19 protein-coding genes are annotated in these 23469 nt (G+C 41.1%); 14 read left to right on the forward strand and 5 right to left on the reverse strand.

What is annotated here, in order from left to right; all coding sequences use genetic code 11:
• Window positions 1–77: 77 nt before the first annotated feature.
• From ppx to J3455_RS06820, 3 genes are all read right to left on the reverse strand, one after another.
• A complete protein-coding gene (ppx, locus tag J3455_RS06810; protein WP_167658397.1) occupies window positions 78–1565 on the reverse strand; it encodes an exopolyphosphatase in 1488 nt (495 codons plus the stop codon).
• Entirely contained in the window at window positions 1558–3639 is a 2082-nt protein-coding gene (gene ppk1 / locus J3455_RS06815) for a polyphosphate kinase 1 (protein ID WP_349561395.1), read from the reverse strand. Before ppk1 ends, ppx begins: the two co-directional genes overlap by 8 nt.
• A 404-nt stretch (window positions 3640–4043) precedes the next feature.
• Window positions 4044–4550 (reverse strand): glycine cleavage system transcriptional repressor, encoded by a 507-nt coding sequence (locus J3455_RS06820; RefSeq protein ID WP_130050417.1) that lies wholly within the window; start codon window positions 4548–4550, stop codon window positions 4044–4046.
• A gap of 348 nt (window positions 4551–4898) precedes the next feature.
• Between J3455_RS06820 and J3455_RS06825 the strand changes: the two genes are divergently transcribed.
• From J3455_RS06825 to J3455_RS06870, 10 genes are all read left to right on the forward strand, one after another.
• Window positions 4899–7133, forward strand: a complete 2235-nt coding sequence (locus J3455_RS06825; RefSeq protein WP_130050418.1) for an ABC transporter permease subunit — start codon at window positions 4899–4901, stop codon at window positions 7131–7133.
• 15 nt (window positions 7134–7148) lie between these two features.
• A complete protein-coding gene (gene pstA / locus J3455_RS06830) occupies window positions 7149–8798 on the forward strand; it encodes a phosphate ABC transporter permease PstA (RefSeq protein WP_349561397.1) in 1650 nt (549 codons plus the stop codon).
• 26 nt (window positions 8799–8824) lie between these two features.
• Window positions 8825–9652, forward strand: a complete 828-nt coding sequence (gene pstB / locus J3455_RS06835) for a phosphate ABC transporter ATP-binding protein PstB (protein WP_130050420.1) — start codon at window positions 8825–8827, stop codon at window positions 9650–9652.
• A 47-nt stretch (window positions 9653–9699) separates the two neighbouring features.
• Window positions 9700–10401 (forward strand): phosphate signaling complex protein PhoU, encoded by a 702-nt coding sequence (phoU, locus tag J3455_RS06840; RefSeq protein ID WP_130050421.1) that lies wholly within the window; start codon window positions 9700–9702, stop codon window positions 10399–10401.
• 151 nt (window positions 10402–10552) lie between these two features.
• Window positions 10553–11230, forward strand: coding sequence for a TIGR00153 family protein (locus J3455_RS06845; RefSeq protein WP_130050422.1), 678 nt, complete (start codon window positions 10553–10555; stop codon window positions 11228–11230).
• A 42-nt stretch (window positions 11231–11272) separates the two neighbouring features.
• Complete coding sequence (locus tag J3455_RS06850; protein ID WP_130050423.1) at window positions 11273–12541, forward strand: inorganic phosphate transporter; 1269 nt, start codon at window positions 11273–11275, stop codon at window positions 12539–12541.
• A 76-nt stretch (window positions 12542–12617) separates the two neighbouring features.
• On the forward strand, window positions 12618–13547 hold the full coding sequence (locus J3455_RS06855; RefSeq protein ID WP_130050424.1) for a hydrogen peroxide-inducible genes activator: 930 nt from the start codon (window positions 12618–12620) through the stop codon (window positions 13545–13547).
• 132 nt (window positions 13548–13679) lie between these two features.
• Complete coding sequence (locus J3455_RS06860) at window positions 13680–14222, forward strand: RNA polymerase sigma factor (RefSeq protein WP_130050425.1); 543 nt, start codon at window positions 13680–13682, stop codon at window positions 14220–14222.
• Window positions 14215–14814 carry a hypothetical protein gene (locus J3455_RS06865; RefSeq protein ID WP_130050426.1) on the forward strand — a complete coding sequence of 200 codons (600 nt, stop codon included), beginning with the start codon at window positions 14215–14217 and terminating at the stop codon, window positions 14812–14814. Before J3455_RS06860 ends, J3455_RS06865 begins: the two co-directional genes overlap by 8 nt.
• Window position 14815: 1 nt before the next feature.
• Complete coding sequence (locus J3455_RS06870; protein WP_167658395.1) at window positions 14816–15724, forward strand: hypothetical protein; 909 nt, start codon at window positions 14816–14818, stop codon at window positions 15722–15724.
• A 29-nt stretch (window positions 15725–15753) separates the two neighbouring features.
• Here the strand turns inward: J3455_RS06870 and J3455_RS06875 are convergent, their stop codons facing one another.
• Complete coding sequence (locus J3455_RS06875) at window positions 15754–15957, reverse strand: hypothetical protein (protein ID WP_054563535.1); 204 nt, start codon at window positions 15955–15957, stop codon at window positions 15754–15756.
• A 233-nt stretch (window positions 15958–16190) separates the two neighbouring features.
• Window positions 16191–18701, reverse strand: a complete 2511-nt coding sequence (locus tag J3455_RS06880) for a two-component system response regulator (RefSeq protein ID WP_167658394.1) — start codon at window positions 18699–18701, stop codon at window positions 16191–16193.
• 215 nt (window positions 18702–18916) lie between these two features.
• Between J3455_RS06880 and queA the strand changes: the two genes are divergently transcribed.
• The 4 genes from queA to secD all read left to right on the forward strand — a co-directional run bounded on the left by queA (window position 18917) and on the right by secD (window position 23464).
• Complete coding sequence (gene queA / locus J3455_RS06885) at window positions 18917–19948, forward strand: tRNA preQ1(34) S-adenosylmethionine ribosyltransferase-isomerase QueA (protein ID WP_349561399.1); 1032 nt, start codon at window positions 18917–18919, stop codon at window positions 19946–19948.
• Between the two features lie 138 nt (window positions 19949–20086).
• Window positions 20087–21214: a tRNA guanosine(34) transglycosylase Tgt gene (tgt, locus tag J3455_RS06890; RefSeq protein ID WP_058583935.1), complete on the forward strand. Its 1128-nt coding sequence runs from the start codon at window positions 20087–20089 to the stop codon at window positions 21212–21214.
• 29 nt (window positions 21215–21243) lie between these two features.
• Complete coding sequence (gene yajC / locus J3455_RS06895) at window positions 21244–21582, forward strand: preprotein translocase subunit YajC (RefSeq protein WP_036973302.1); 339 nt, start codon at window positions 21244–21246, stop codon at window positions 21580–21582.
• 22 nt (window positions 21583–21604) lie between these two features.
• Window positions 21605–23464, forward strand: coding sequence for a protein translocase subunit SecD (secD, locus tag J3455_RS06900; RefSeq protein ID WP_167658393.1), 1860 nt, complete (start codon window positions 21605–21607; stop codon window positions 23462–23464).
• Window positions 23465–23469: the final 5 nt, after the last annotated feature.

Consider the following 23469-nt stretch of genomic DNA (forward strand, 5'->3'; position numbering starts at 1 on the left):
TCAATGCCTTGCCTAAATCGCTTTTAATTCCAACTGAAACTTACATCTTGAGGTGGTTTGGGTATATATTAATCCGCTTAATGAAAATCGAGTAAGAAGCCGACCTTCTTAAGGTATTTTTGCTCTTGCTGTAAGTCAGCTAAAAGCAAGGTATGTTCTTTGAGCCACTTATTGTGAAACTTTAGGAACATACTATTTTGCTTAGCTGTTATCTCAAGCTTAAAACCTTGATCGGTAATACGCTTTTGATTCAACAGTACCGCTAAGCGCAAAATCACAATAAGTTGTAATATTTCATAATGCTGCATTGTATGCAGTGCCGGAAACTCTTCTAAACGGATCTTTTTCCGATAAAAGCGGATCATGCAACTGAGCAAGGTTTGCTGTTGCTGCGTAAACCCTGGTAATTGGCTATTCGCAACGATGTACGCACTATGCTTATGTATTCCTGATGAATTTACCCCTAAGCCAATTTCATGCAGCTGCGCGGCCCAATCCAGTAAGTTGATATAGTCCGGATCAGTAAATTGCCATGCACCTTTTACTTGTTCAAACAGCCATTTTGCAGTTTTAGATACGCGGTTAGCATGCTCTTTATCTATGGCGTTACGTTCAGACAGGTTCTCTATGGTATTAGTGCGAATATCTTTATGGGCGAGCTTTTGCTGCATTTCATGAAGTAAACCTTCACGAAGAGAAAAGTCGCTGTATTGCATTGCTTCTATTTTAAATAGCTTAAATACTGCAATCAATATCGCTAAACCACCACAAATACTGACTTGTCGCTCAGCTGTGAGACCTTCAATTTGTAGCGCCTGAATTTGTTTAGCAGCAATAAACTGGGTTTTTAATTCTAGTAATCTCTCAAGCGTGATTAACTGTTGCTCGGCATCATTGGCGTTAATCATGGCAAGGATTGATTTAATTGTGCCAGATGTCCCTACTACAGATTGCCAGCCAGCCGATAAGTAGTTGGCAAAGATCACTTCGAGTTCTTGTTCTGCGCGAACCTCTGCTTTATCAAAGCGCTTAGCTGTAATTTGCCCATCAGCGAAAAACTGCTTGGTATAGCTGACACATCCCATGTTTCGGCTAGCTAGTAGCTTGTGTTTAAAATGTTTGCCAATTATGAGCTCAGTACTGCCACCACCAATATCAATAACTAAGCGATTTTCATCATGATGAATGTAATGGGCGACACCTTGATAAATTAAGCGCGCCTCTTCTTGCCCTGAGATCACTTCAATCGGGTAATTAAATACCCTACTTGCTTGGGTTAAGAACGAATGAATGTTTTTAGCGCGGCGTAATGTGTACGTCGCGGCAACTTTGACATTCTCGATGGGAAAGTCCTGTAAGGTGGTCGCAAATTGTTTAAGGATGGCTAGAGCACGTTCAATAGCTTCTTGGCTTAAGTGATTTTTATCATCCAAACCGTCAGCTAAGTAAACGCGCTGCTTTTCTTTGTGTAAGATCTGCAAAGAGCCATCGACCTCTCTTGCCACCACTAAATGAAAACTGTTTGAGCCTAAATCAACGGCAGCTATTGAGGGATAATCATTCATTATTATAGTTACTTTCCCATTTTTTAAGGTGGTCATAAATGGCAATTTGTGAGCGAATTTTCTTACGATTACCACGGCGCACATAGCTATTTTTTTGCTCACTATCGATTATGCGTGCTTTTGTTCTATCTTTAAACTGTAGTTCAAGAATATCAATGATAAGCTGTTTTAATTTTTTATCATAAATTGGAGTGGCCACTTCAACACGATGATCTAGGTTACGGGTCATCCAGTCAGCTGATGAAATATATACTTTTTCATCACCATTATTATGAAACACCATAACCCGCGGATGCTCTAAAAAGCGGTCAACGATACTAATGATACGAATGTTATCATTTGCGACAGAGGGTACTAACGAACACATACCACGCACTATAATACGAATTTTTACGCCACGTCTTGCGGCAAAATAAAGGTGATCAACCAGCTCTTTATCGACAAGGTTGTTTATTTTTAAAGTAATTCGCCCAGCCTTACCGTGCTCTACATTGCTAATTTCTGCATCTATCAGTGAGATGATAGTTTGCCTTGCATTGACTGGCGAGATCATCAAATGATCAAACTGAAATGGCTTATAACTACTTTCAATGAATTTAAAAACGCTATCGCATTCTTCGCTAATACTTTCATGCTTAGTGAATAAGCTAAAGTCAGTGTATATTTTGGCTGTTTTTTCGTGAAAGTTACCTGTGCCAATGTGTGCGTACTTCACTATGTTGTTTTTTTCTTTACGGTGAATGACACATAACTTGCTGTGTACTTTAAGTGCTGGGATACCAAAGATCACTTTAACACCAGCATTACTGAGTGTTTTTGCCCATTCGATATTATTTTGTTCATCAAAGCGCGCTTTAAGCTCGACCATGACAGTTACATGTTTGCCATTTTTGGCGGCATTAATGAGCGTAGAAACTAGACGAGACTGACTGGCTACACGGTAAATATTGACCTTAATTTGTGTCACATCCGGATCAAAGGCTGCTTGGCGTACAAACTCAAGTAAATGGTTAAAAGTGTGATATGGGTAATACAGCAAAATATCTTGCTCTGAGATGGCATCAAACACACTCGAGTAATTATTAAAGGCCGTGCTTTGTAACGCTGGTAGTGGTTTGTTTTCTAAGTACTGGCGGCCAACATTCGGAAACGCAATAAAATCGCGGAAGTTACGGTAACGACCACCGGGGATCAGCGCATCATGTTGACTAATATTAAGGCGTTTTTTCATCACTTTAAGCATTTCAGCTGGCATACTTTCGTCATAAACAAGACGCACAGGTTCAGCATAAATACGTTGCTTTAGTCCTTTCGACATTTTATCGAGCAAGCCTTCTTCAAGCTCGTCATCTAAATTGTACTCGGCATCACGAGTTAGTTTAATGGCATAACATTGAATATCATCAAAGCTAAAGAAGCTGCTAAACACATCGCGAATAAAGTAGGCGATGATGTCATCAAGCATCACAATAGTTTTATGACGGCGTGTTTTCTCTGGTGGCAAAATAACAAAGCGAGATACGCGGTCAGTTGGCACCTCCATCATGGCATAATGACTTTTTTGATTGGTCATTTCGACAAACAAATAGGTCATGGTGTCGTTTATTTGATCTGAATAGTCTTTCTTTTCAGTGAGTAAAATTGGCAGTATATGTTGTAGCACATTGTCGTGGAAAAACTTTTTCAGCCAGGTTAAATGAAATTCAGATAGTTTCTCTGGTAGCTCTACGTGAATATTGTGCTCGTTTAAATCATTCAAAATATCTTTATGAATTTGATTAAACTTTTTACCAAGCAGTAGCACTTTACTTTGGATCTGATGAAGTAGTATTTCGTCTTCTTCAAAGTTCGCATCAGGAATTTTATTAAGTAAAATTCGACGCTTTACATCGGCTACACGTACTCTGAAAAACTCATCCATGTTGTTTGAGTAAATACCTAAAAAGCGCATGCGCTCAATAATCGGGTTCGATTTATCTTTGGCTTCTTGCAGCACGCGTTCATTAAAAGACAGCCAACTAAGCTCTTTAGCAAAGTAGTTTACAGCTTGAGAAGAAGAATGTGATGCGTTCATCTGGTTTTCCAACGTTTATAACTAGTTAGAATATAGAGGATGCAGATGACGGTTGTATTAAAATACTCAAGCTGCCTCTAGATACCGTTTCAGTTGGAATTAAAAGCGATTTAGGCAAGGCATTGAATGCAAAGAATGGTTGCTCCCTTGTTAAATTCAATAACGCAGAATAAATCGCTTTTAAACCAACCCATAGGGCGATTCTCTGGGGCTTACTCTCTGCGTTGTTACTTTTTAAAAGGGAATGCCATTCCTGCAAAGTAACGCCTTGATATTAAACCCCAGAGAAACGCTGAATTCTGTATCTAGAGGTAGTTTGAGTATTAAACATGTCGGTTTTGTGACATGTATGTCATTAATTTTAAAGCTTAGTTTAAGCTCGGATGTCCCTATAAACTTGTTTGTTATGCGTCCTCAATATCAACAATTAGGTCTGTGGTAATAGACTCAAGTGCAGTGATTACTTCGTCTTTGTTCATGCCTATTGGTAAAGCAACGGTGGCAACAGCACTAAAAATAGGTACCCCCCAGTTAGGTGCACTTTGTTGTTTTGAATTTAGATGAGTGATATTCGCACCTTTATGGCGAATAACGCTGGCTAACTCTTGCACAATGCCTGGTCTGTCATTTCCTGTGATAACAAAATTAATCTGTTCAGACTTTTCTTCAGGTAGTATTTCGGCACCGCGTTCAATTCTAATTTCTAAATACGGCAGGCTATGTAGTGCATCTTGCAGCTCTTGCAGATGTTCTTCGGGGACTGCGGCTTCAATAATTCCTGCAAAGTGGCCTGCAAGATGGCTCAAGTTACTGCTTAACCAATTACCATGGTGGTTTAAAATCGTAGCTGAGAGGTCTTCAACCAGGCCGGGTTTATCTGGTCCTAAAATAGTAATTACTAACTGCTTCATACTTATATCTCTATAAAAATGCCTCTGAAAAATGCGAAAAAAGGAAGGAGGCGTTGGTTTAAAAATGATTCTTATTGTCGAAAAAATAAGTCCTATTGAGTATTGATGTAGTTTTATTGTTTGTCCAATTTTTTCCATATAGTTATAAAAAATTAGTTATAACAATTTGTTAGCTTGTGAATTTGGTCGTTATAAATACGCAGAACAATGTCGCAATTTGGTCATTTGTTAACGTTAAAATACGTTCCTTAAATACATGCTTTATTACACTGAATTATGACGTTTGTAACATTACTGTCATCTTGGTGAAATATAATGCGCGCAACGTTAAGTTTTAAGGGTGTTTTGATGACTTCCAATCCGAATAAACCTACCTTTCATACGGATAGAAGCCGTCTATTTAAAGACAGGTTTGCCAAGTGGGGTATTTCCGCAGGTGGCGTAATGGTGCTAGTAGCACTACTACTCATATTCTTTTACCTTCTTTATGTTGTTCAACCTATTTTTGAGTCAGCAAAAGTAGAGACACGTAACAGTGTAAAACTACAAAATGCGTCAGAAGTTGTTGGTCTTGGCATTGAAGAGCAAACAGAAGTTGCCTTTTTACTTGGTGAAAAAGGAAATGTTGACTTTTACAGTGTTGAAAAAGAGCAGTTTGGTAAAAAGATCACCACTCTTAATACAGAATTACCTAGCGATGTAAGCAGCTTTGCAAGCTCTGCACCGTTCCAAGGTCAATACGCATATGGCCTTGAAAATGGTTCTGTTGTTGTGGTTGCACCAAAATTCTTAGTGACATTCCCTAACAACCAACGTCAATTAACACCACGTTTAGATTACCCGCTGGGTGATTTGGCGCTAGAGGTCGATGACCAAGGTGCGGCAATCACTAAATTTGCATTTAGCCACTATGAAGATAAAACAGCGGTTGTTGCTTTAACGGCTGATAGGCGCGTTTTGTTTAGCAGCTTTGTAGGTGAAGAAAACATGTTCACTGGCGAAGTTGAGTGGGTTGTTGAACGAACTGAGCTGGATATTGAAGGTCGTGTTGATGAGCTATTAATCTCACCTGATACAACACGTACATTCGTGCGTTCAGCAAATCAAATTTACGTATACGATACGCGTTACCCTTCAGAGGTTGAGCAAATCCAACTGCTTGCTGCGAACGAAGAAAACGCGAACCTAGTTTCAACTCAACTATTAGCTGGTGCAAACTCACTGATGCTTGCCAACGATAATGGTGAAGTATCTCAGTGGTTTGAAGTAAACACTGAAGATGGCCGTGAGTTCCAAAAGATTCGTGCATTTGAAACCAGCAAGCAATCTAAACTAAACATTTTTACAGAATTCTACCGACGTACTTTCTTCACAACAGGTGCTAACGGTGAGCTAGGTATTTATTACACAACTAGCGATGCCAAACTGTGGCAAGGTAAAGTAAGTGAAGGTCCAATTCAAAACTTTGCAATTGCACCACGTTCTAACGCGGCATTGATTCTTGCAGATGACGCGTTGAAAGTAATTGAAATTCATAATGAGCATCCAGAAGTAACTTGGTCTGCACTATGGCAAGAAGTATGGTACGAAGGTTATCCAGAGCCGGGTTATATCTGGCAGTCAACGTCGGCAAGTGATGACTTTGAATCTAAGTTCTCATTAGTGCCAATTTCATTCGGTACGATTAAAGCTGCAATGTACGCGATGTTATTTGCGGTACCCATTGCACTTTCAGCGGCAATTTACACGGCGTACTTTATGTCGAGTGAACTACGTAAAGTAGTTAAACCGACTGTAGAAATCATGGAAGCATTACCAACGGTAATTCTAGGCTTCTTAGCAGGTCTTTGGTTAGCACCATTAATTGAAGAACATTTACCAGCGATTGTCGGATTATTAGTGTTGCTGCCAATTGGTATCTTATTAACCGCATTTGGCTGGAACAAATTACCGGCGTCTATCCGTCACCGTGTTCCTGAAGGTTCTCACTCAATATTACTGATTCCAGTTGTTATCTTTATTGGTTGGCTATCGTTTGCGATGAGTAACTCAATTGAGTTATGGATGTTTGACGGTAATGTGCGTCAGTACTTAACCAATGAATTAGGTATGACATTCGACCAACGTAACTCGTTAGTTGTTGGTATTGCAATGGGCTTTGCTGTAATCCCAACTATTTTCTCAATTGCTGAAGATGCGGTATTCAGTGTTCCAAAGCACTTATCAAACGGTTCATTAGCACTAGGTGCAACGCAATGGCAAACATTGGTTCGCGTAGTACTACTAACAGCAAGCCCAGGTATTTTCTCAGCAGTGATGATGGGTCTAGGCCGCGCTGTAGGCGAAACAATGATTGTTCTAATGGCTACAGGTAATACACCTATTATGGACTGGAGTATCTTCCAGGGTATGAGAACACTTGCTGCGAATATCGCGGTAGAGATGCCAGAATCTGAGGTAGGCAGCTCGCATTATCGCATCCTATTCTTAGCAGCATTTGTATTATTCATATTCACATTCGTTTTCAACACAGTGGCTGAGTTTGTTCGTCAGCAACTGCGCGAAAAATACAGTTCAATGTAGGTGGAGAAACACGACATGGTAAAGCAGTGGTTTAAGTCTGGTTCTCCTTGGATTTGGATGACCGGCGGTGCGGTAAGCATCAGTTTAATCTCGGTTCTTGGCTTACTAGCCATGATTGCTTGGAAAGGTTTAAGCTTTTTCTGGCCATCAGAAGTAGTGCAACTTGAGCTGCAAGGTTCAGTAGCAAAGCAAACAGTGATCGGTGAAGTTTATGACCGAGAACTAGTTGCAAAATCACGTATTGAGGCGACGGGCGTTGATTTATCTGATTACGACAAAGAGCAACTAGAGCGCTTACTCATTAAAACAGGTAACCGAGAGTATGTAGATCTAGATTTCCGTTGGGTACTAGAGACAGATATTACATCACGTACTACGCCAGCTGAGCTTGCTGTATTCGAGCGTAGCAAAAACGGTAACTTTTACGGTTATGTTGAACAGGTTATTAAAGACGGTGAAGTTATCACAGATAACAAAATCGAAGAGCTTTATGATCTTGTTGACCGCGCAGTTGACCTGAATGACCAAGCCTTAGATTTACAAAATGGTGAAATTGGCCATATCAACTATGAGCTTGAGCGTTTACGTTTAAAAGAAAAAGCATACCAGCTTGATAACGAACTAACAGATGAGCGTGTTGCAGAGCTTGCACAAGCGCGTGCTGAGCTACGCGCTGAGTACACTGTATTAGAAAATCAGTTATTCGCACTTCGCAAAGCAGCTAAGCGTGACCAAGTAACGGTTAAAGACATGCGTGGTGAAGTGGTTACTTTGCCACTTTATCAAGTTCTTGATGTGTGGTTCCCTAATGACATGGGCTTTTTTGCTAAGCTTGGTCATTACTTTGTACAACTTGGTAAATTTGTTTCGGATGACCCTCGTGAAGCCAACACTGAAGGGGGTGTATTCCCTGCGATTTTCGGTACTGTGTTTATGGTCTTACTAATGGCAGTGATTGTGACGCCATTTGGTGTAGTCGCAGCGATTTACTTACATGAATACGCAGCAAAAAACGCCATTACTAAGATGATCCGTATCGCGGTAATCAACCTTGCCGGTGTACCTTCAATTGTATACGGTGTATTTGGCCTAGGTTTCTTTGTATACATGCTAGGCGGCAGTATTGACCAATTGTTCTACCCTGAGTCGTCGCCAAGCCCTGTATTTGGTACGCCAGGTGTTATTTGGTCAGCATTAACGCTAGCAATTCTAACGCTACCCGTTGTAATTGTTTCGACTGAAGAAGGTTTATCACGTATTCCTAGTACAGTGCGCCATGGTTCACTTGCACTTGGCGCAACAAAAGCAGAAACGCTATGGCGTATCATCATTCCGATGGCAAGCCCAGCGATTATGACCGGTTTAATCTTAGCGGTTGCACGTGCAGCCGGTGAAGTAGCACCACTAATGCTTGTTGGTGTTGTTAAGATGGCGCCAACACTGCCACTTGACGGTAACTTCCCATACATACATTTAGATAGAAAATTTATGCACTTAGGTTTCCACATTTATGATGTTGGTTTCCAAAGCCCTAACGTAGAAGCGGCACGCCCGCTGGTATATGCCACGGCATTCTTACTGGTATCAGTAATTATCGCCCTGAATATCACCGCGATTGGTATTCGTAACCACTTACGCGAAAAGTTTAGAGCTCTTGAGCATTAATACAGAATTTTTATAGGTAGACAGAGATGATTACAGTTGCACCACAAGTAAACCAAGCGAAAAGCGCGGCAAAGCTAGATTTAGATAACCTAACTGCAGAACAAACTGCGTTAGAAATTAAAAACTTAGATCTATACTACGGTGATAAACAGGCACTTAGCAGCGTAAATATGAACATCCCGAAGGGTCAGGTAACGGCATTTATCGGTCCATCGGGTTGTGGTAAATCAACACTTTTACGTTGTATCAACCGTATGAATGACCTAGTTGATAGCTGTCGTATAGATGGTGAGATCTTACTACATGGTCACAATATCTATGATAAGAATGTAGATGTTGCTGCACTACGAAGAAATGTCGGGATGGTATTCCAACGTCCTAATCCATTTCCAAAATCGATCTACGAAAATGTCGTTTATGGCCTACGCTTACAAGGTATTAAAGAAAAGCGTAAACTAGACGAAGTGGTTGAACAATCTTTACGTGGCGCAGCGTTATGGGATGAAGTGAAAGACCGCTTACACGATAGCGCATTTGGTCTATCTGGTGGTCAGCAACAGCGTCTTGTTATTGCTCGCTCAATTGCTATCGAGCCTGAAGTACTACTTCTGGATGAGCCTACATCGGCACTAGATCCAATTTCTACTTTAGTTATCGAAGAGCTAATTAACGACTTAAAGAACAAGTTTACCGTGGTAATCGTTACTCACAACATGCAACAAGCCGCTCGTGTATCTGACCAAACTGCGTTTATGTACATGGGTGAGTTGATTGAGTATTCAGATACCAATACGTTATTTACAACACCAAGCAAGAAGAAAACAGAAGACTACATTACAGGCCGTTACGGTTAGTCAATAAAGTCACTTGGTCTCGTAGACGAAATTTATAGAGGTAGACAATGGAACATAATATCAATAAACACATTTCGGGCCGTTTTAATGAAGAGCTTGAAAATGTGCGAAACCATGTATTGAACATGGGAGGGTTAGTTGAGCAACAACTAAACAGTGCACTAGATGCTGTTAGCAATGGTGATGCAGAACTTGCACAAAAAGTACGTGAAAACGACTATAAAGTGAATGCAATGGAAGTGAACATCGACGAAGAGTGCACGCGCATCATTGCTCGTCGTCAGCCAGCAGCAAGTGACCTACGCCTTGTGATTGCAATTGCTAAAACAATTGCTGATTTAGAGCGTATTGGTGATGAAGCTGAGCGCATTGCTAAAGTAGCGCTGGACTCATTCACAAAAGATCAGCAAGACCTACTGGTGAACATTGAAAACATGGGTCGCCAAGTATCGAAAATGCTTCACGATGTTCTTGATGCATTTGCACGTATGGATGTGCAGTGTGCGTTTGAAGTACACAAAGAAGATGCCAAAGTTGACCGTGAATATGAAGCAATTACACGTCAGATCATGACATACATGATGGAAGATCCACGCTCAATTCCGAAAATTATGGATTTAGTGTGGTCAGTTCGTTCATTAGAGCGAATTGGCGATCGTTGCCAAAATATAGCTGAATACATCATCTATTTTGTAAACGGTAAAGATATTCGTCATACATCTCAAGAAGATATAGAAAAGTCGCTGTAAATTAAGCCGCTCCTTTTCATTATTAAATCGAGCGGCCCTTGGGCCGCTTTGTGTTTTATTGGTGATGTAAGGCAGAAAAAGCGTTCACAATCGAACACAATGCTGTAAAATTCGCAGCTGCCAAAGCATACTAATTTATAAAGGGTCAGTTATGCCTACAAATGCATTTTTAGGGGTTTTTGCTAAATCACCTATTAAGCCTATGGAAGATCACATTAAGAAAGCACATCAAGCAAGTAAAGCATTGATACCTTTCTTTAATCACGTTTTTAAAGCAGAGTGGCAAGAAGCGGAAGAAATCCGCCTAAACATTCGCAATTTAGAGCGTGAAGCTGATGAAATGAAACGTAACATCCGCCTTCAACTACCACGTGGTTTATTCATGCCCGTTGAGCGTACCGATTTGCTTGAGCTTGTTACCCAACAAGACAAAATTGCTAACAAAGCAAAAGACATTGCAGGTCGTGTAGTTGGTCGTGAGATGACTATTCCCACTGAAATACAAGAAGATTTCCTTGTTTATTTAACGCGTTGTGTTGATGCGACTAAACAAGCATCAAAAGCAATCAATGAGCTAGATGAGCTGCTAGAAACTGGCTTCAAAGGTCGCGAAGTTACTTTAGTTGAGAAAATGCTCGTTGAATTGGACGCTATTGAACAAGACACGGATGACATGCAAATCAAAATTCGCCGTCAATTGCGCGCCATCGAAAATGAACTTAATCCTGTCGACGTAATGTTCTTATACAAGATCATTGAATGGGTAGGCGAGCTTGCAGATATTGCTGAGCGCGTAGGTTCTCGTCTTGAGCTGATGTTAGCTCGTTAATTTCAAATCAGTTCAAAAACGAAAAAATTAAAGGTTCACACAATGGATATCATTGCAAATTACGGCACGATACTGGTTTTAACTGCCGCCGCAGTTGGTTTCTTCATGGCTTATGGTATTGGTGCAAATGATGTTGCCAATGCGATGGGTACATCAGTTGGCTCAAAAGCACTTACAATTAAACAAGCAATCATCATCGCGATGGTGTTTGAATTCGCTGGCGCATACCTTGCTGGTGGTGAGGTTACATCTACAATCCGAAAAGGAATTATTGATGCGACGCCATTTATGGACATACCGGAACTTATGATCCTTGGTATGATTGCCGCACTATTCGCTGCGGGTAGCTGGTTATTGATTGCCTCTTTCTTAGGCTGGCCTGTATCTACGACTCACTCAATCATTGGTGCCATCATTGGTTTCGCTCTGGTTGCTGTCGGTAGCGAAGCAATCCAATGGAACAAGGTAATGGGTATTGTTGGTAGCTGGATTGTTACCCCTGCTATTTCTGGTTTTATTGCATACCTGATCTTTATGAGTGCGCAAAAGCTAATTTTTGACACTGATGCACCACTGAAAAATGCTAAGCGTTTCGTACCTGTGTATATGGGTCTAGCAGGCTTTATCATGTCACTGGTAACAATTAAGAAAGGCTTGAAGCACATTGGTATTGATTTAGGTGCTGTTGAAGGCTACGCGCTTTCTATCGCGATTGCAGTTGTCGTAGCTGTTATTGGTAAGATTGCTATTGCGCGTCTGAAAATCGATCCTAAAGCTGACAAAGCAATGCAATTTAACAACGTTGAGAAAGTGTTCGCAGTACTTATGGTACTAACAGCATGTTGTATGGCTTTCGCACACGGTTCAAACGATGTTGCTAACGCGATTGGTCCACTAGCTGCTGTTGTAAACATTGTTGAGCACAACGGTGAAATCGCTAAGAAAGCGGCTATCGCATGGTGGATTTTACCACTAGGTGGTTTAGGTATTGTTGCTGGTCTTGCTATCTTAGGTAAGAAAGTAATTAAAACAATCGGTGAAGGTATCACGCACTTAACACCAAGCCGTGGTTTTGCTGCAGAACTTGCTGCGGCTTCTACAGTTGTTATCGCTTCAGGTACTGGTTTACCTATTTCTACTACACAAACACTGGTGGGTGCGGTACTAGGTGTAGGTATGGCACGTGGTATTGCGGCACTTAATATGGGTGTTGTAAGAAACATTGTAGTTTCTTGGGTAATTACATTGCCAGTTGGCGCAGCCCTTGCTATTGTTATTTTCTACGTACTGAGAACTGCCTTCGGGGTATAAAAAGTACTAAAAGACTTTTAGCTTGAAAAGATCTCAATGCCTTAGGTATTGGGGTCTTTTTATTTTCAGGTAGAGTATGAATAACTTACCAAGTATAAAACAACTACAGTATTTACTAGCAGTCCATCAACATCAACACTTTGGCCGCGCAGCCAGCGCCTGTTTTATTGGTCAATCTACATTAAGTAGTGCAATTCAAAATCTAGAAGAAACTTTAGGTTGCCAGCTCATAGAGCGCGAAAACCGCAGTTTAATGTTTACAGCTATTGGCGAGGAAGTTGTAGAGAAAGCCCGTAAAATTATTGACGACACTCTTAGTCTAAAAGAGCTTACAAAGAGCTTTTTAACGCCTTTAAGCGGGACACTTACTCTTGGTGTGATCCCAACGATTGCCAGCTTTATTGCTGCGCCCTTATATCATTTCTGCAAACAAACCTTTACTGAGTTAGAGTTAGTCTTGGTTGAAGATACCAGCGACAAGCTACTCGATAAGCTAGAGCACGGACAAATTGATATGGCTTTACTGGCCTTGCCATTTGATACTGAAAAGTTTCATACCCAAGTACTTGCCAAAGATCACTTCAGTCTAGTGCATCATAAAGATTACACTCCAGCGGATGGTGTAGAAGATTTTAATCTGTTACCTGATGCTAGCGTGTTTTTACTTGAACGTGAGCATTGTATGACTGGGCACGCGCTAAGTGCCTGTCATTTAAATCGCTCAAGCTGTATTAATCCATTTGAAGCGGCAAGCTTACATACTTTATTAAGTATGGTTGAACACCAACTGGGTGTTACTTTCCTACCTCAAATGGCCATAAATGCCGGCATTTTAGATAAGAAAGATATGGTCGCAACGCCATCTCAAGGCGATGCTTACCGAGAAATAGGTATCGTGTGGCGTAAAACCACAGGCCGGATCAGAGACTTTAGGCTGTTTAGCCAACAGTTAGAGCTATTTCTTAACAAGCAATGTAGCTTAGACGGTCAGTGTGACAACGAATAAAGCCTCTACCTCTAAATAAAACCCCAAATAAAAAATTTGGGGTTTTTTATTATTTAAACAAACTATTTTTTTCCTTCCCTCGACTAACATAATAACAAAACCATAAAAGGCAGATCAGATGACGAGGCTAGTGTGTTTTTTCAATCACTTGAAACATTAATTGCTAAAGCGCAGCAAGGTAATAAACGGGCGTGGTTGAAATTAGTCAAGCAGCACGAAACACAGGTGTATAACTATTGTTTAAGGATGCTAAGCCACCCTGATGATGCAATGGATTTGATGCAAGAAGTGTTTATTTCTGTATATAAAAGCTTGCCAAGTTTTCGCGGGGAATCGAGTTTTAACACTTGGCTCTATCAAATTGTGCACAGGCGCAGTGTTGAATATTATCGCCGCCGTAAGCTGCATCAGAGCTTGGATTCTGTACCAGAAGAAAGTTGTGAGCAGAGTGAGTTAGAAACCAATCGACTGCAATCCGAGCAGCATTATGAGCTCAAAGAAATGATGAATAATTTACCCTGGGAGCAACGCTTGGTGGTGGAGTTAAAATTTTTTCAGCACTGTACGTTTGAAGAGATAGCTGAGCAATTAGGTATTTCAACCAATACAGCTAAATCGAGACTATACAGTGCACTTGGTAAGTTAAAAGTGCATTTGGAGGCCGTAGATGGCTAATTTAGATTCATTGTTTAGCGCATGGTTAGAAGGCGAAAGTCTTACAGACGAGCAAATTGCGTTGCTACAGGCCAATGCTGAATATGCATTAATGATGAGTAATGCAATGCAATGGCAACAGCAAAGTCAGAATTATGAAACGGTGTCAGTACCAAACTGGGATCGAGAGTCCAGTATGCCAAAAGTACAAAAATCGAATCTGTTTTTTGGTTCAGGGATGTGGGCAGTGGCTGCATCAATTGCATTTTGCGCGTGGCTTTTTGTTAGTAATCCACAGCAAGGAAATCAGCAATTACTCGAGCAAGTGGCCAAACAAACCAATTTATTAGAGTCACAACAAAAGCAAATAGATCAATTGCAAAATATTATCACTGCGCAAAATGAAGTGCAGCAGCAACAAATGTATCAGTTAGCAAAAGAAGCTATTAAGACGGGGCGAGTAGAGCGTCAGGAAGATATTGCCAGTGTGCTTGCATATATTAAAACGCAGCGAGCCCAAGACCAAGCGTACTTACGTATGCAATTAAATGATTTAGCAGAGCAAGTGGATGGTAGCCCATTGCCAACCGTTGCCAATAACTTGGAGTATTAAGATGTCAAAATACAAATCAACCACAGCTGCCTTATTGCTTTGCACAGTAGTAAGCTTATCAGCACAAGCAAGTGATGAATTAGATCAAATTCAGCGAGAAGTAGGCATAATGGAAAAAATCCTAACAGCCGCATTAAAACAAGATACCGATAACAAGGTAAGAAACGTGTCTTCAAGTTATTTGCAGCACCAAGGCGTGGTGTTTAGCTTTGATGTGCGAGGTAGCTCACGTTGGTCTTCAGTATTTGCGACTGTGCCTGATGCCCCCCTTCCACCACTGCCAGATATCGATTTTGAAGAGCTGGCTGAAATAGAAGTGCTGGGCGAACATGTGCAAGTGATTAGCGATGCTGTCGTAGTGAAAACCCAAGAGGCCTATCAACAAGCCATGGAAGTAATGCGAGAAAGCGCTGAACGAGTTCGTGAAGTAGCTGAACAAGAGCGCGATGTTAGCCGTGAAATCCGCGACCTTGAACGTGAAAAGCGCGACCTTGAATTTGACCGCCGTCACGATAAAGATGCGAAAGAGCAAGAGCTCGAAAAGCGTAAACAGGCTTTGCAAGCATCTATCAAAGAGCTTGAAAAACAGCAGCAAAAGTTGTCATTAAAACAGCAAGAAATGCGCAAAGAGTTAGCTGAGAAGAAGCAAGCGCGTGTTAAAGAACAAAAACAGCAATTGGCCGCCTTAGCTCAGCAAGTAGATAAAAGTTTATCACTGACCTTATGTGATTATGGTAGCGGCTTAAGAAGTCTACCTAATGATGAGCATGTCAGTTTTATCATTCGTGGTGTTAGCGAAGGTAAAAGTGAGCAAGTAAAAGTGTTTAAAAAATCAGATATTAAAAAGTGTGTGGTTGGTGATATAAAAGCCGCACAATTACTTGATAAAGCATCAAGTTATAGCTTTTAAGCTTTCACACTCCCAACTAAAAAAGCAGCCTAAAGTGGCTGCTTTTCATTCATTGAAAATGGTTTTAAGTCGGGTAAAAACAACAAGTAAACCCACACGACTAAATTAAAGTAAGGTACTAACCCTAGCCCTGTAAATGTTTTTACCGGATACCCCTTAAAGGTCGCATTACGGTAACATTGATACGCTATCCCTAGATTCACAATCAGTAACAAAACGATTAGTTGTGTCATCACTTTTCTCCTTTATACCGTCAATACATGGACTTAACGATGTTAAGTTATATTATGTATGTTTAATATAATATGCAATGTCATGTTTTTTTTAGATAATCACCATAAATGCATGACATTTCATCTTGCTGTGGATTTAAGTATAGATGAGTATTGTCAGTATGGAAGTTTAAAAACTAATAAAAAATGTTTAAAAATGTATTAAATTTAAGCTTTTTAAGGCTAGATAATTGTTAGTTAAACAGATTATTTTCAGATATTTTTTTAAGCTCGTCGCTTATTTTTTCAACCGGAACAGGACGAGCAATAAAGTAACCTTGACCATAGTCGACACCAATCTCTTTTAGCGCTAAGAATATCTCTTTATTTTCAACATATTCAGCAACAGAGCGTTTATCTAAAGAAGTACTAATGTCATTAATCGCTTTCACAAGAGCTAAATCGATGGGGTCATTCAACATGTCGCGGACGAATGAGCCATCAATTTTTACATGCTGAGCAGGTAATTGTTTAAGGTAGTTAAAAGTACTAAAGCCAGTTCCAAAGTCATCAATAGAGAAGTGGCAACCTAAGCCGTTTAATCGCTCGATCATGGCACGGGTAGCAGCAAGGTTATTGATACTTGCAGACTCAGTGATCTCAAAAATAATGCGTGTTGGTTCAACACTGTATTCTTTTAAGCTCGACTCAATATGTGGCAGCAAGCGCTCATCTAAAAATGACTGTGCAGACAAGTTAATCGCAACTTGATTTAGTTCGGGGTACTTGGCAACGCTTTTAATAGCATTACGAATTACACATTGATCCATCAAAAAGGTATCGTTTAAAAGCTCTAGTGCAGGAATAAACTGGTTAGGGTAGATGAGTTCATCATCAAGCGTTAAGCGTAATAAAGCTTCAAAATAGGCAACGTGACCTTGCTTGAAATCCCAAATCGGTTGATAGTGTAATTCGATAGCATCATGTTGTAATGCTTGGCGAATACTGTGGCCCCACTCAAGGCCAGCTTGTAAACTGTTGTGGCTAGAGTCTTCCTTCGAGTAGCAATGAACTAGATTTCGGCCTAAGCTCTTTGCCACATACAGAGCAATATCAGCTTGCTTTAAACACTCACTTGGATCGTTATTTTCAGCGGTTATTTGGGTTAAACCTATCGAGCAGCTAATTGAGTATTCTTGACCTTCTGAGTGAAAACGGTGTTTTTCAATCGCCATACAAATACTTTCTGCAACTAAGTGCGCATCGAGTAAGTTGGTATTTTTTAAGATCACGGCAAATTCATCACCACCTATACGGCAGATCAGGTGCTCCTCACTGATATTTGTAATGAATAACTGAGCAACCTCTTTTAAAACGATATCACCTTGTTGGTGACCTTTACTGTCATTGATAATTTTAAAGTGATCTAAGTCGATATAAATGAGCGCATGCTCGGTATCATTACTGGTGTATTTAGCTTTACAAATACGTTGTAATTGTTGGTCAAAGTAGTAGCGGTTATGCAGTTCTGTGAGCGTATCATGGAGCGCTAAGTGACGTAGTTGCAGTTCAGCTTGCTTACGTTCATGGATGTTATCGATAGTAGCAGTTATCGTCGCTGAGTTTTGGCTATTTTTAATCAGCTGTAAGCGGCACTCAACCCAAATTGCATTGCCATTTTTGTGTTTTAACTGAATTTCAACTTGTTGCTGTAACTCGCCACCACGCAAGATACTCTGAATTGTAGCCTGCAGCTTTGTTTTGCACTCAGGCAAACAAAAGTCAGTTAATGATTTCGCCAAACTAGACTTAATGCCGTAGCCCGTCAGATGCTCCCATGCTGGGTTAATAAAGCGAATATTACCCTCTTGGTTAAACTCAAGTACCACAGTATTGAGATGTAATAAAATACGTTGGTGGGCAGAAAACAGCTCTTTATAACGGCTTTGGCTCTGACTTAGTTGTTCTACTTTTTGCGCAAACTCTGCATAGCTCACCATAAAGTCTTCACGACGGGCGGCATGATCGCAGACTTTACTCAATAACGAATGATCGTAAGGTGCGCGAATAAAATCAGTGACGCCAGAAAGTAACAATTGCTCAGCGTAATCTGCATCATTGTTATCTATGATGGTTACAATTGCTTGTTTAGGGTTGTGCTGTAAAATTTCACTAATCAATCCGGCTGCGGTATCAGAGTGAGATTCAGTGGCATCTATCAGTACAATGGCAAACTTTTGCTGCAAATAGGTGGCAAGGGCCGCTTTTGTTGATGTGGTATGGGTAATAGCGAAGCTGAGTTTTAGCTGTTCGCTAATGTCATTTGCTTTACGGTTATCTGTTTCAAGTAGTAATAAATTAAGGCGACTACTTTTTTCAAGGTGAGTTGATAACACGTTTGCCAGTACTTGCGGTAGCATATCTTGGCGCTCAAACGGCAGTACGGCATCAATACCATAGCTTCGTGCAGTGGTTTCGGCTATGCGTTCACAATAAATTGGAGGAGTAAGTAAAATCGGTGTGTTTTTTGGGGTCTTTAATAACCCAGAGCGAATCATGCGCGAGAAACGCCAGCCATCAATTTTACCGACCTCAAGGCCTGTAATGATAATATCCACAGGGTGGCTTTTGAGAATTTTTAGCGCATCTTGAGAGTCACTAGCTTCGATAAAGGTGAAGACATTAAGCTTATTTAATGTAGTCTTAATTGTTTCACGCTCAGCAACGCTCGCGTTCAAAATTAGCAGCTTTAACTGCTTTGCCATGGCGCTACTACCTCTTACTTAACCCATGTTTAGTGAATAAGCTAGAATAATGACATTTTGCCTAATCTACAAGCAAACTTTACCTAAAAGCGGTTATTAAGCACTTAAGTCTAAAATCGCCTTTAGCGAGCGCTAAGATGGTGCAGGGCTTTGCTTGAGGTAGTGGGCGTATCAGAGTAAACTTGGCGCGTTTTTATTAATGAGAGATATGCTCCATGCGCGTAGCTGATTTTAGCTTTGACCTTCCTGATGAATTAATTGCTCGTTTTCCTAAAGCAGATCGAACTAGCAGCCGTTTACTGACGCTTGATGGCCCGTCAGGGCAAGTTGAGCACAAAGTATTTAGTGATATTTTATCGCTCGTTAACGAAAATGACTTATTAGTTTTTAATAACACCAAAGTGATCCCTGCTCGCATGTTCGGGCAAAAAGAGTCGGGTGGTAAGCTAGAGGTATTGGTCGGGCGTGTGCTTGATGAGCACCGAGTGCTGGCTCATGTACGTGCCAGCAAATCACCAAAACCAGGATCAAAAATCATTCTTGAAGGTAAAGCTGAAGCAATCATGGTTGCCCGTCACGGTGAGCTATTTGAGCTTGAATTTGCCAAAGACGAAAATGTACTTGATATTCTTAATGACATTGGGCACATGCCATTGCCACCCTATATTGACCGCCCTGATAACGAATCAGACCGTGAGCGTTACCAAACAGTATATGGTGAAAAACCAGGTGCAGTTGCAGCCCCAACTGCAGGCCTGCATTTTGACGATAAGTTAATGGCAGCCTTAAAAGATAAAGGCATTAACATGGCGTTTGTGACTTTGCATGTTGGTGCAGGTACTTTCCAGCCTGTGCGCGTTGACTCAGTTGATGAGCATGTCATGCACTCAGAGTACATCGAAGTACCAGATGAAGTGGTTAAAGCGGTAGCTGAAACGAAAGCAAAAGGTGGTCGTGTAATTGCGGTGGGTACTACGTCAGTGCGTTCGTTAGAGTCAGCTGCTAAAGTGCACGGCGGCAAATTAGATACATATTTTGGTGATACCGATATCTTTATCTACCCGGGTTATCAGTTCAATGTGGTTGATGCCATGGTGACAAATTTTCACTTACCTGAATCAACGTTAATCATGTTAGTGAGTGCTTTTGCTGGCCAAGAGAACATTATGGGTGCCTACCATACGGCTATTGAGCAGCAGTATCGCTTCTTTAGTTATGGTGATGCGATGTTCTTAACGCGCAAATAACTATAAAAAGCCCAGTTTTTTAACTGGGCTTTTTATTTTCGAATTTAGCCCAATTTATAGTAATAAACCCGCAAACAGGGTAGAATCGAGCGGTTAAATTATAGCTTGTTGGACTGTTTTTCCGACACTGAGGATAATATGAAATTTGAATTAGACCGCACTGACGGTAAAGCGCGCCGCGGCCGCTTGATTTTTGAACGTGGTGTTGTAGAAACGCCAGCATTTATGCCAGTAGGTACTTACGGTACTGTTAAAGGCATGACGCCTGACGAAGTGAAAGATACCGGTGCGCAAATTTGCCTAGGTAACACTTTCCACTTAATGCTGCGTCCTGGTACAGAAATCATAAAGCAACACGGTGATTTACACGACTTTATGAATTGGGATCGTCCAATCCTAACTGATTCAGGCGGTTTCCAAGTATTCAGCTTAGGCGCAATGCGTAAAATCACTGAAGAAGGCGTAATGTTCAGCTCACCAGTTAATGGTGAAAAAATCATGCTTTCGCCAGAAAAAGCGATGCAAGTTCAGCGTGATTTAGGCTCTGACATCGTGATGATTTTTGACGAATGTACGCCATACCCTGCGACAGAAAAAGAAGCTAAAGATTCTATGGAGTTATCACTTCGTTGGGCTAAACGTTCAAAAGAAGGTCATGGCGATAACCCAGCTGCGCTATTTGGTATTATTCAAGGTGGTATGTATCCTGAGCTTCGTGCACAATCACAAAAAGGCCTAGAAGAAATCGGCTTTGATGGTTATGCCTTAGGTGGTTTATCGGTAGGTGAGCCGAAAAATGAGATGATCAATATTCTTGATCACTGTGCTTACAAAATGCCTGAAGACAAGCCTCGTTACTTAATGGGCGTTGGTAAACCAGAAGATTTAGTTGAAGCGGTTCGCCGTGGTATCGATATGTTTGACTGTGTAATGCCTACGCGTAATGCTCGTAACGGTCATTTATTCGTAACAGGCGGCATTGTTAAAATCCGTAATGCAGTCCATAAAACAGACACGGGTCCACTGGATCCTGAGTGTGATTGTCATACTTGTAAAAACTATTCACGTGCATACTTGCATCATCTTGATAAATGTAATGAAATCTTAGGCGCACGTCTAAACACGATTCATAACTTACGTTATTATCAACGCGTGATGGAAGGCTTACGTAATGCCATTAGCAATGGCAAACTAGACGAATTTGTTGCAGATTTTTATGCACGCCGCGGCCAAGAAGTGCCTGAGCTTGCAGATACATCAGATTAAATTTTTAGAAAAATTAAAGAGGAAGTGAAATGAGTTTATTCATCTCAAACGCCCACGCAAGTGCGGCAGGTGCAGCACCAGCAGGTGGTGGCATGGAAATGCTGATCATGTTGGGTATTTTCGGTCTGGTATTTTATTTCTTAATCTACCGTCCACAAGCTAAGCGCGTAAAAGAGCATAAAGCACTAATGAGCGCAATGGCAAAAGGCGACGAAGTACTAACGCAAGGTGGTTTAGTGGGTAAGATTGCTAAAATCGCTGATGACAAAGACTTCATCGTGATTTCATTAAATGACCAAGCAGAAGTAACAGTACAAAAATCAGCTGTTTCTGCAGTATTGCCTAAAGGCACTATGAAGTCGCTATAACAATAAAAATAAGGACTCACACGTGTTAAACAAGTTTCCATTATGGAAGTATTTACTTGTTCTTGTAGTGTTAGTCGTTGGTATTTTATATGCCTCTCCTAACTTGTATGGCCGTGACCCGGCCATACAAGTATCGGGCACTAAAGGTACTGATGCTGACCTCAGCGTACTCGATAAAGTAAATGCGACTCTCAAAGAACATAACGTTACTGTTAAATCAAGTAAACTTGAAGACGGACAAATTCTGGTTCGTTTTAAGAATGTTGAAGACCAACTAAAAGCGCAAGATCTACTGCGTGATTCCCTTAGTGAAGATTATATCTCTGCAATCAATATGGCTCCTGCTCAACCAGAGTGGTTAAAGTCACTGGGTGGTAACCCAATGAAGCTAGGCCTAGATTTAAGCGGTGGTGTTCACTTTACTATGGAAATCGACATGGCGACGGCGGTTGATACTCAGCTTGAGCAAATGGAACAAGATTTCAAAAGTGACTTACGTGAAGAAAAACTACGTTATCGTACTATTCGCCGTGTAGCGAATAGTGAGCGATTACGTGTTGAAATGCGTAACGAAGAAGATAAAGACGCTGCAGAGCGTTTCTTATCAACACGTTACCCATTAAACGTTTATGTTGATGATAGCAGCAGCGATAATGCTTTTTATGCCAGCATGAGCGAGCAAAAGCTTAAAGAAATTCGTGATTACGCTATCAAACAAAACGAAACGATTATTCGTAACCGTATTAACCAGATTGGTGTTGCAGAGCCGAACGTACAGCGTCAAGGTGCTGAGCGCATTATCGTGCAGCTTCCGGGTGTACAAGATACAGCTCGTGCAAAAGAAATTCTTGGTGCAACAGCAACATTAGAATTCCGCGAAGTTGATGAAAACGCAGATGCAAGTGCTGCGCTTCAGGGCCGTTTACCGCCTGGTACTGAAATGATTATGGCTCGTGAAGGTTACCCTGTGGTACTTAAGCAACGCATCATCCTTGAAGGTAGCCACATTACTGGCGCGCAATCAGGTATGGATGAGTATCAACGTCCACAAGTTAGCATCACGCTAGACAGTAAAGGTGGCGCGAAAATGAATGCGTTCACTAAGCGTGCGATCGGTAAACGCATGGCAACGGTATTTATCGAATATAAGCCATCAGGTAAAACAGATGAAAATGGTAAAGCACTTCCACCAATTAAAGTTGAAGAAGTGATTAACGTGGCGACGATTCAAGCGCGTCTTGACCGTTCATTCCGTATTACTGGTATCGATAACCCAGCTGAAGCACATAATCTTAGCTTATTACTACGTGCGGGTGCACTTGTTGCGCCAATTCAAATTGTTGAAGAGCGCACGGTAGGTCCAAGCTTAGGTCAGGAAAACATTGAAGCGGGTATGACCGCGGTTGTGCTTGGTTTCGTGTTTGTACTTTTATTTATGCTTGTTTATTACAAAGGTTTCGGCATGGTGGCGAATATCGCCCTAGGTGCCAACTTAGTACTAATCGTCGGTGTAATGTCGCTTATCCCAGGTGCAGCGCTAACGCTACCGGGTATTGCCGGTATCGTACTAACCGTAGGTATGGCCGTTGATGCCAACGTACTTATCTTCGAACGTATTCGTGAAGAACTTGCAGATGGACGCAGTCCACAACAAGCGGTTCATTTTGGTTACGACAGCGCGTTTAGCACAATTTTAGATGCTAATATCACAACGCTTATCGCAGCAGTGATCCTATTTGCAGTGGGTACTGGTCCTATTGCTGGTTTCGCAGTAACGCTAGCGATTGGTATTATCACCTCTATGTTTACAGCCATTGTTGGTACCCGTGCGGTAATCAACTTGTTTATTGGCGGTAAGCGCGTTGAGAAGTTGTCGATTTAGGAGTC

Source organism: Pseudoalteromonas sp. NFXS39, assembly GCF_040148775.1.
In the GTDB taxonomy this organism is placed as follows: domain Bacteria; phylum Pseudomonadota; class Gammaproteobacteria; order Enterobacterales; family Alteromonadaceae; genus Pseudoalteromonas; species Pseudoalteromonas apostichopi.

Excerpts from the sequence above, each read along its gene's own strand:
- pstA (WP_349561397.1), top strand. The coding sequence starts at position 7,149 with ATGGTAAAGCAGTGGTTTAAGTCTGGTTCTCCTTGGATTTGGATGACC.
- J3455_RS06825 (WP_130050418.1), top strand. The coding sequence starts at position 4,899 with ATGACTTCCAATCCGAATAAACCTACCTTTCATACGGATAGAAGCCGT.
- J3455_RS06820 (WP_130050417.1), bottom strand. The coding sequence starts at position 4,550 with ATGAAGCAGTTAGTAATTACTATTTTAGGACCAGATAAACCCGGCCTG.
- J3455_RS06865 (WP_130050426.1), top strand. The coding sequence starts at position 14,215 with ATGGCTAATTTAGATTCATTGTTTAGCGCATGGTTAGAAGGCGAAAGT.
- J3455_RS06845 (WP_130050422.1), top strand. The coding sequence starts at position 10,553 with ATGCCTACAAATGCATTTTTAGGGGTTTTTGCTAAATCACCTATTAAG.
- J3455_RS06870 (WP_167658395.1), top strand. The coding sequence starts at position 14,816 with ATGTCAAAATACAAATCAACCACAGCTGCCTTATTGCTTTGCACAGTA.
- pstB (WP_130050420.1), top strand. The coding sequence starts at position 8,825 with ATGATTACAGTTGCACCACAAGTAAACCAAGCGAAAAGCGCGGCAAAG.
- ppx (WP_167658397.1), bottom strand. The coding sequence starts at position 1,565 with ATGAATGATTATCCCTCAATAGCTGCCGTTGATTTAGGCTCAAACAGT.
- tgt (WP_058583935.1), top strand. The coding sequence starts at position 20,087 with ATGAAATTTGAATTAGACCGCACTGACGGTAAAGCGCGCCGCGGCCGC.
- J3455_RS06855 (WP_130050424.1), top strand. The coding sequence starts at position 12,618 with ATGAATAACTTACCAAGTATAAAACAACTACAGTATTTACTAGCAGTC.
- phoU (WP_130050421.1), top strand. The coding sequence starts at position 9,700 with ATGGAACATAATATCAATAAACACATTTCGGGCCGTTTTAATGAAGAG.
- J3455_RS06880 (WP_167658394.1), bottom strand. The coding sequence starts at position 18,701 with ATGGCAAAGCAGTTAAAGCTGCTAATTTTGAACGCGAGCGTTGCTGAG.
- J3455_RS06875 (WP_054563535.1), bottom strand. The coding sequence starts at position 15,957 with ATGACACAACTAATCGTTTTGTTACTGATTGTGAATCTAGGGATAGCG.
- J3455_RS06850 (WP_130050423.1), top strand. The coding sequence starts at position 11,273 with ATGGATATCATTGCAAATTACGGCACGATACTGGTTTTAACTGCCGCC.
- ppk1 (WP_349561395.1), bottom strand. The coding sequence starts at position 3,639 with ATGAACGCATCACATTCTTCTTCTCAAGCTGTAAACTACTTTGCTAAA.
- queA (WP_349561399.1), top strand. The coding sequence starts at position 18,917 with ATGCGCGTAGCTGATTTTAGCTTTGACCTTCCTGATGAATTAATTGCT.
- yajC (WP_036973302.1), top strand. The coding sequence starts at position 21,244 with ATGAGTTTATTCATCTCAAACGCCCACGCAAGTGCGGCAGGTGCAGCA.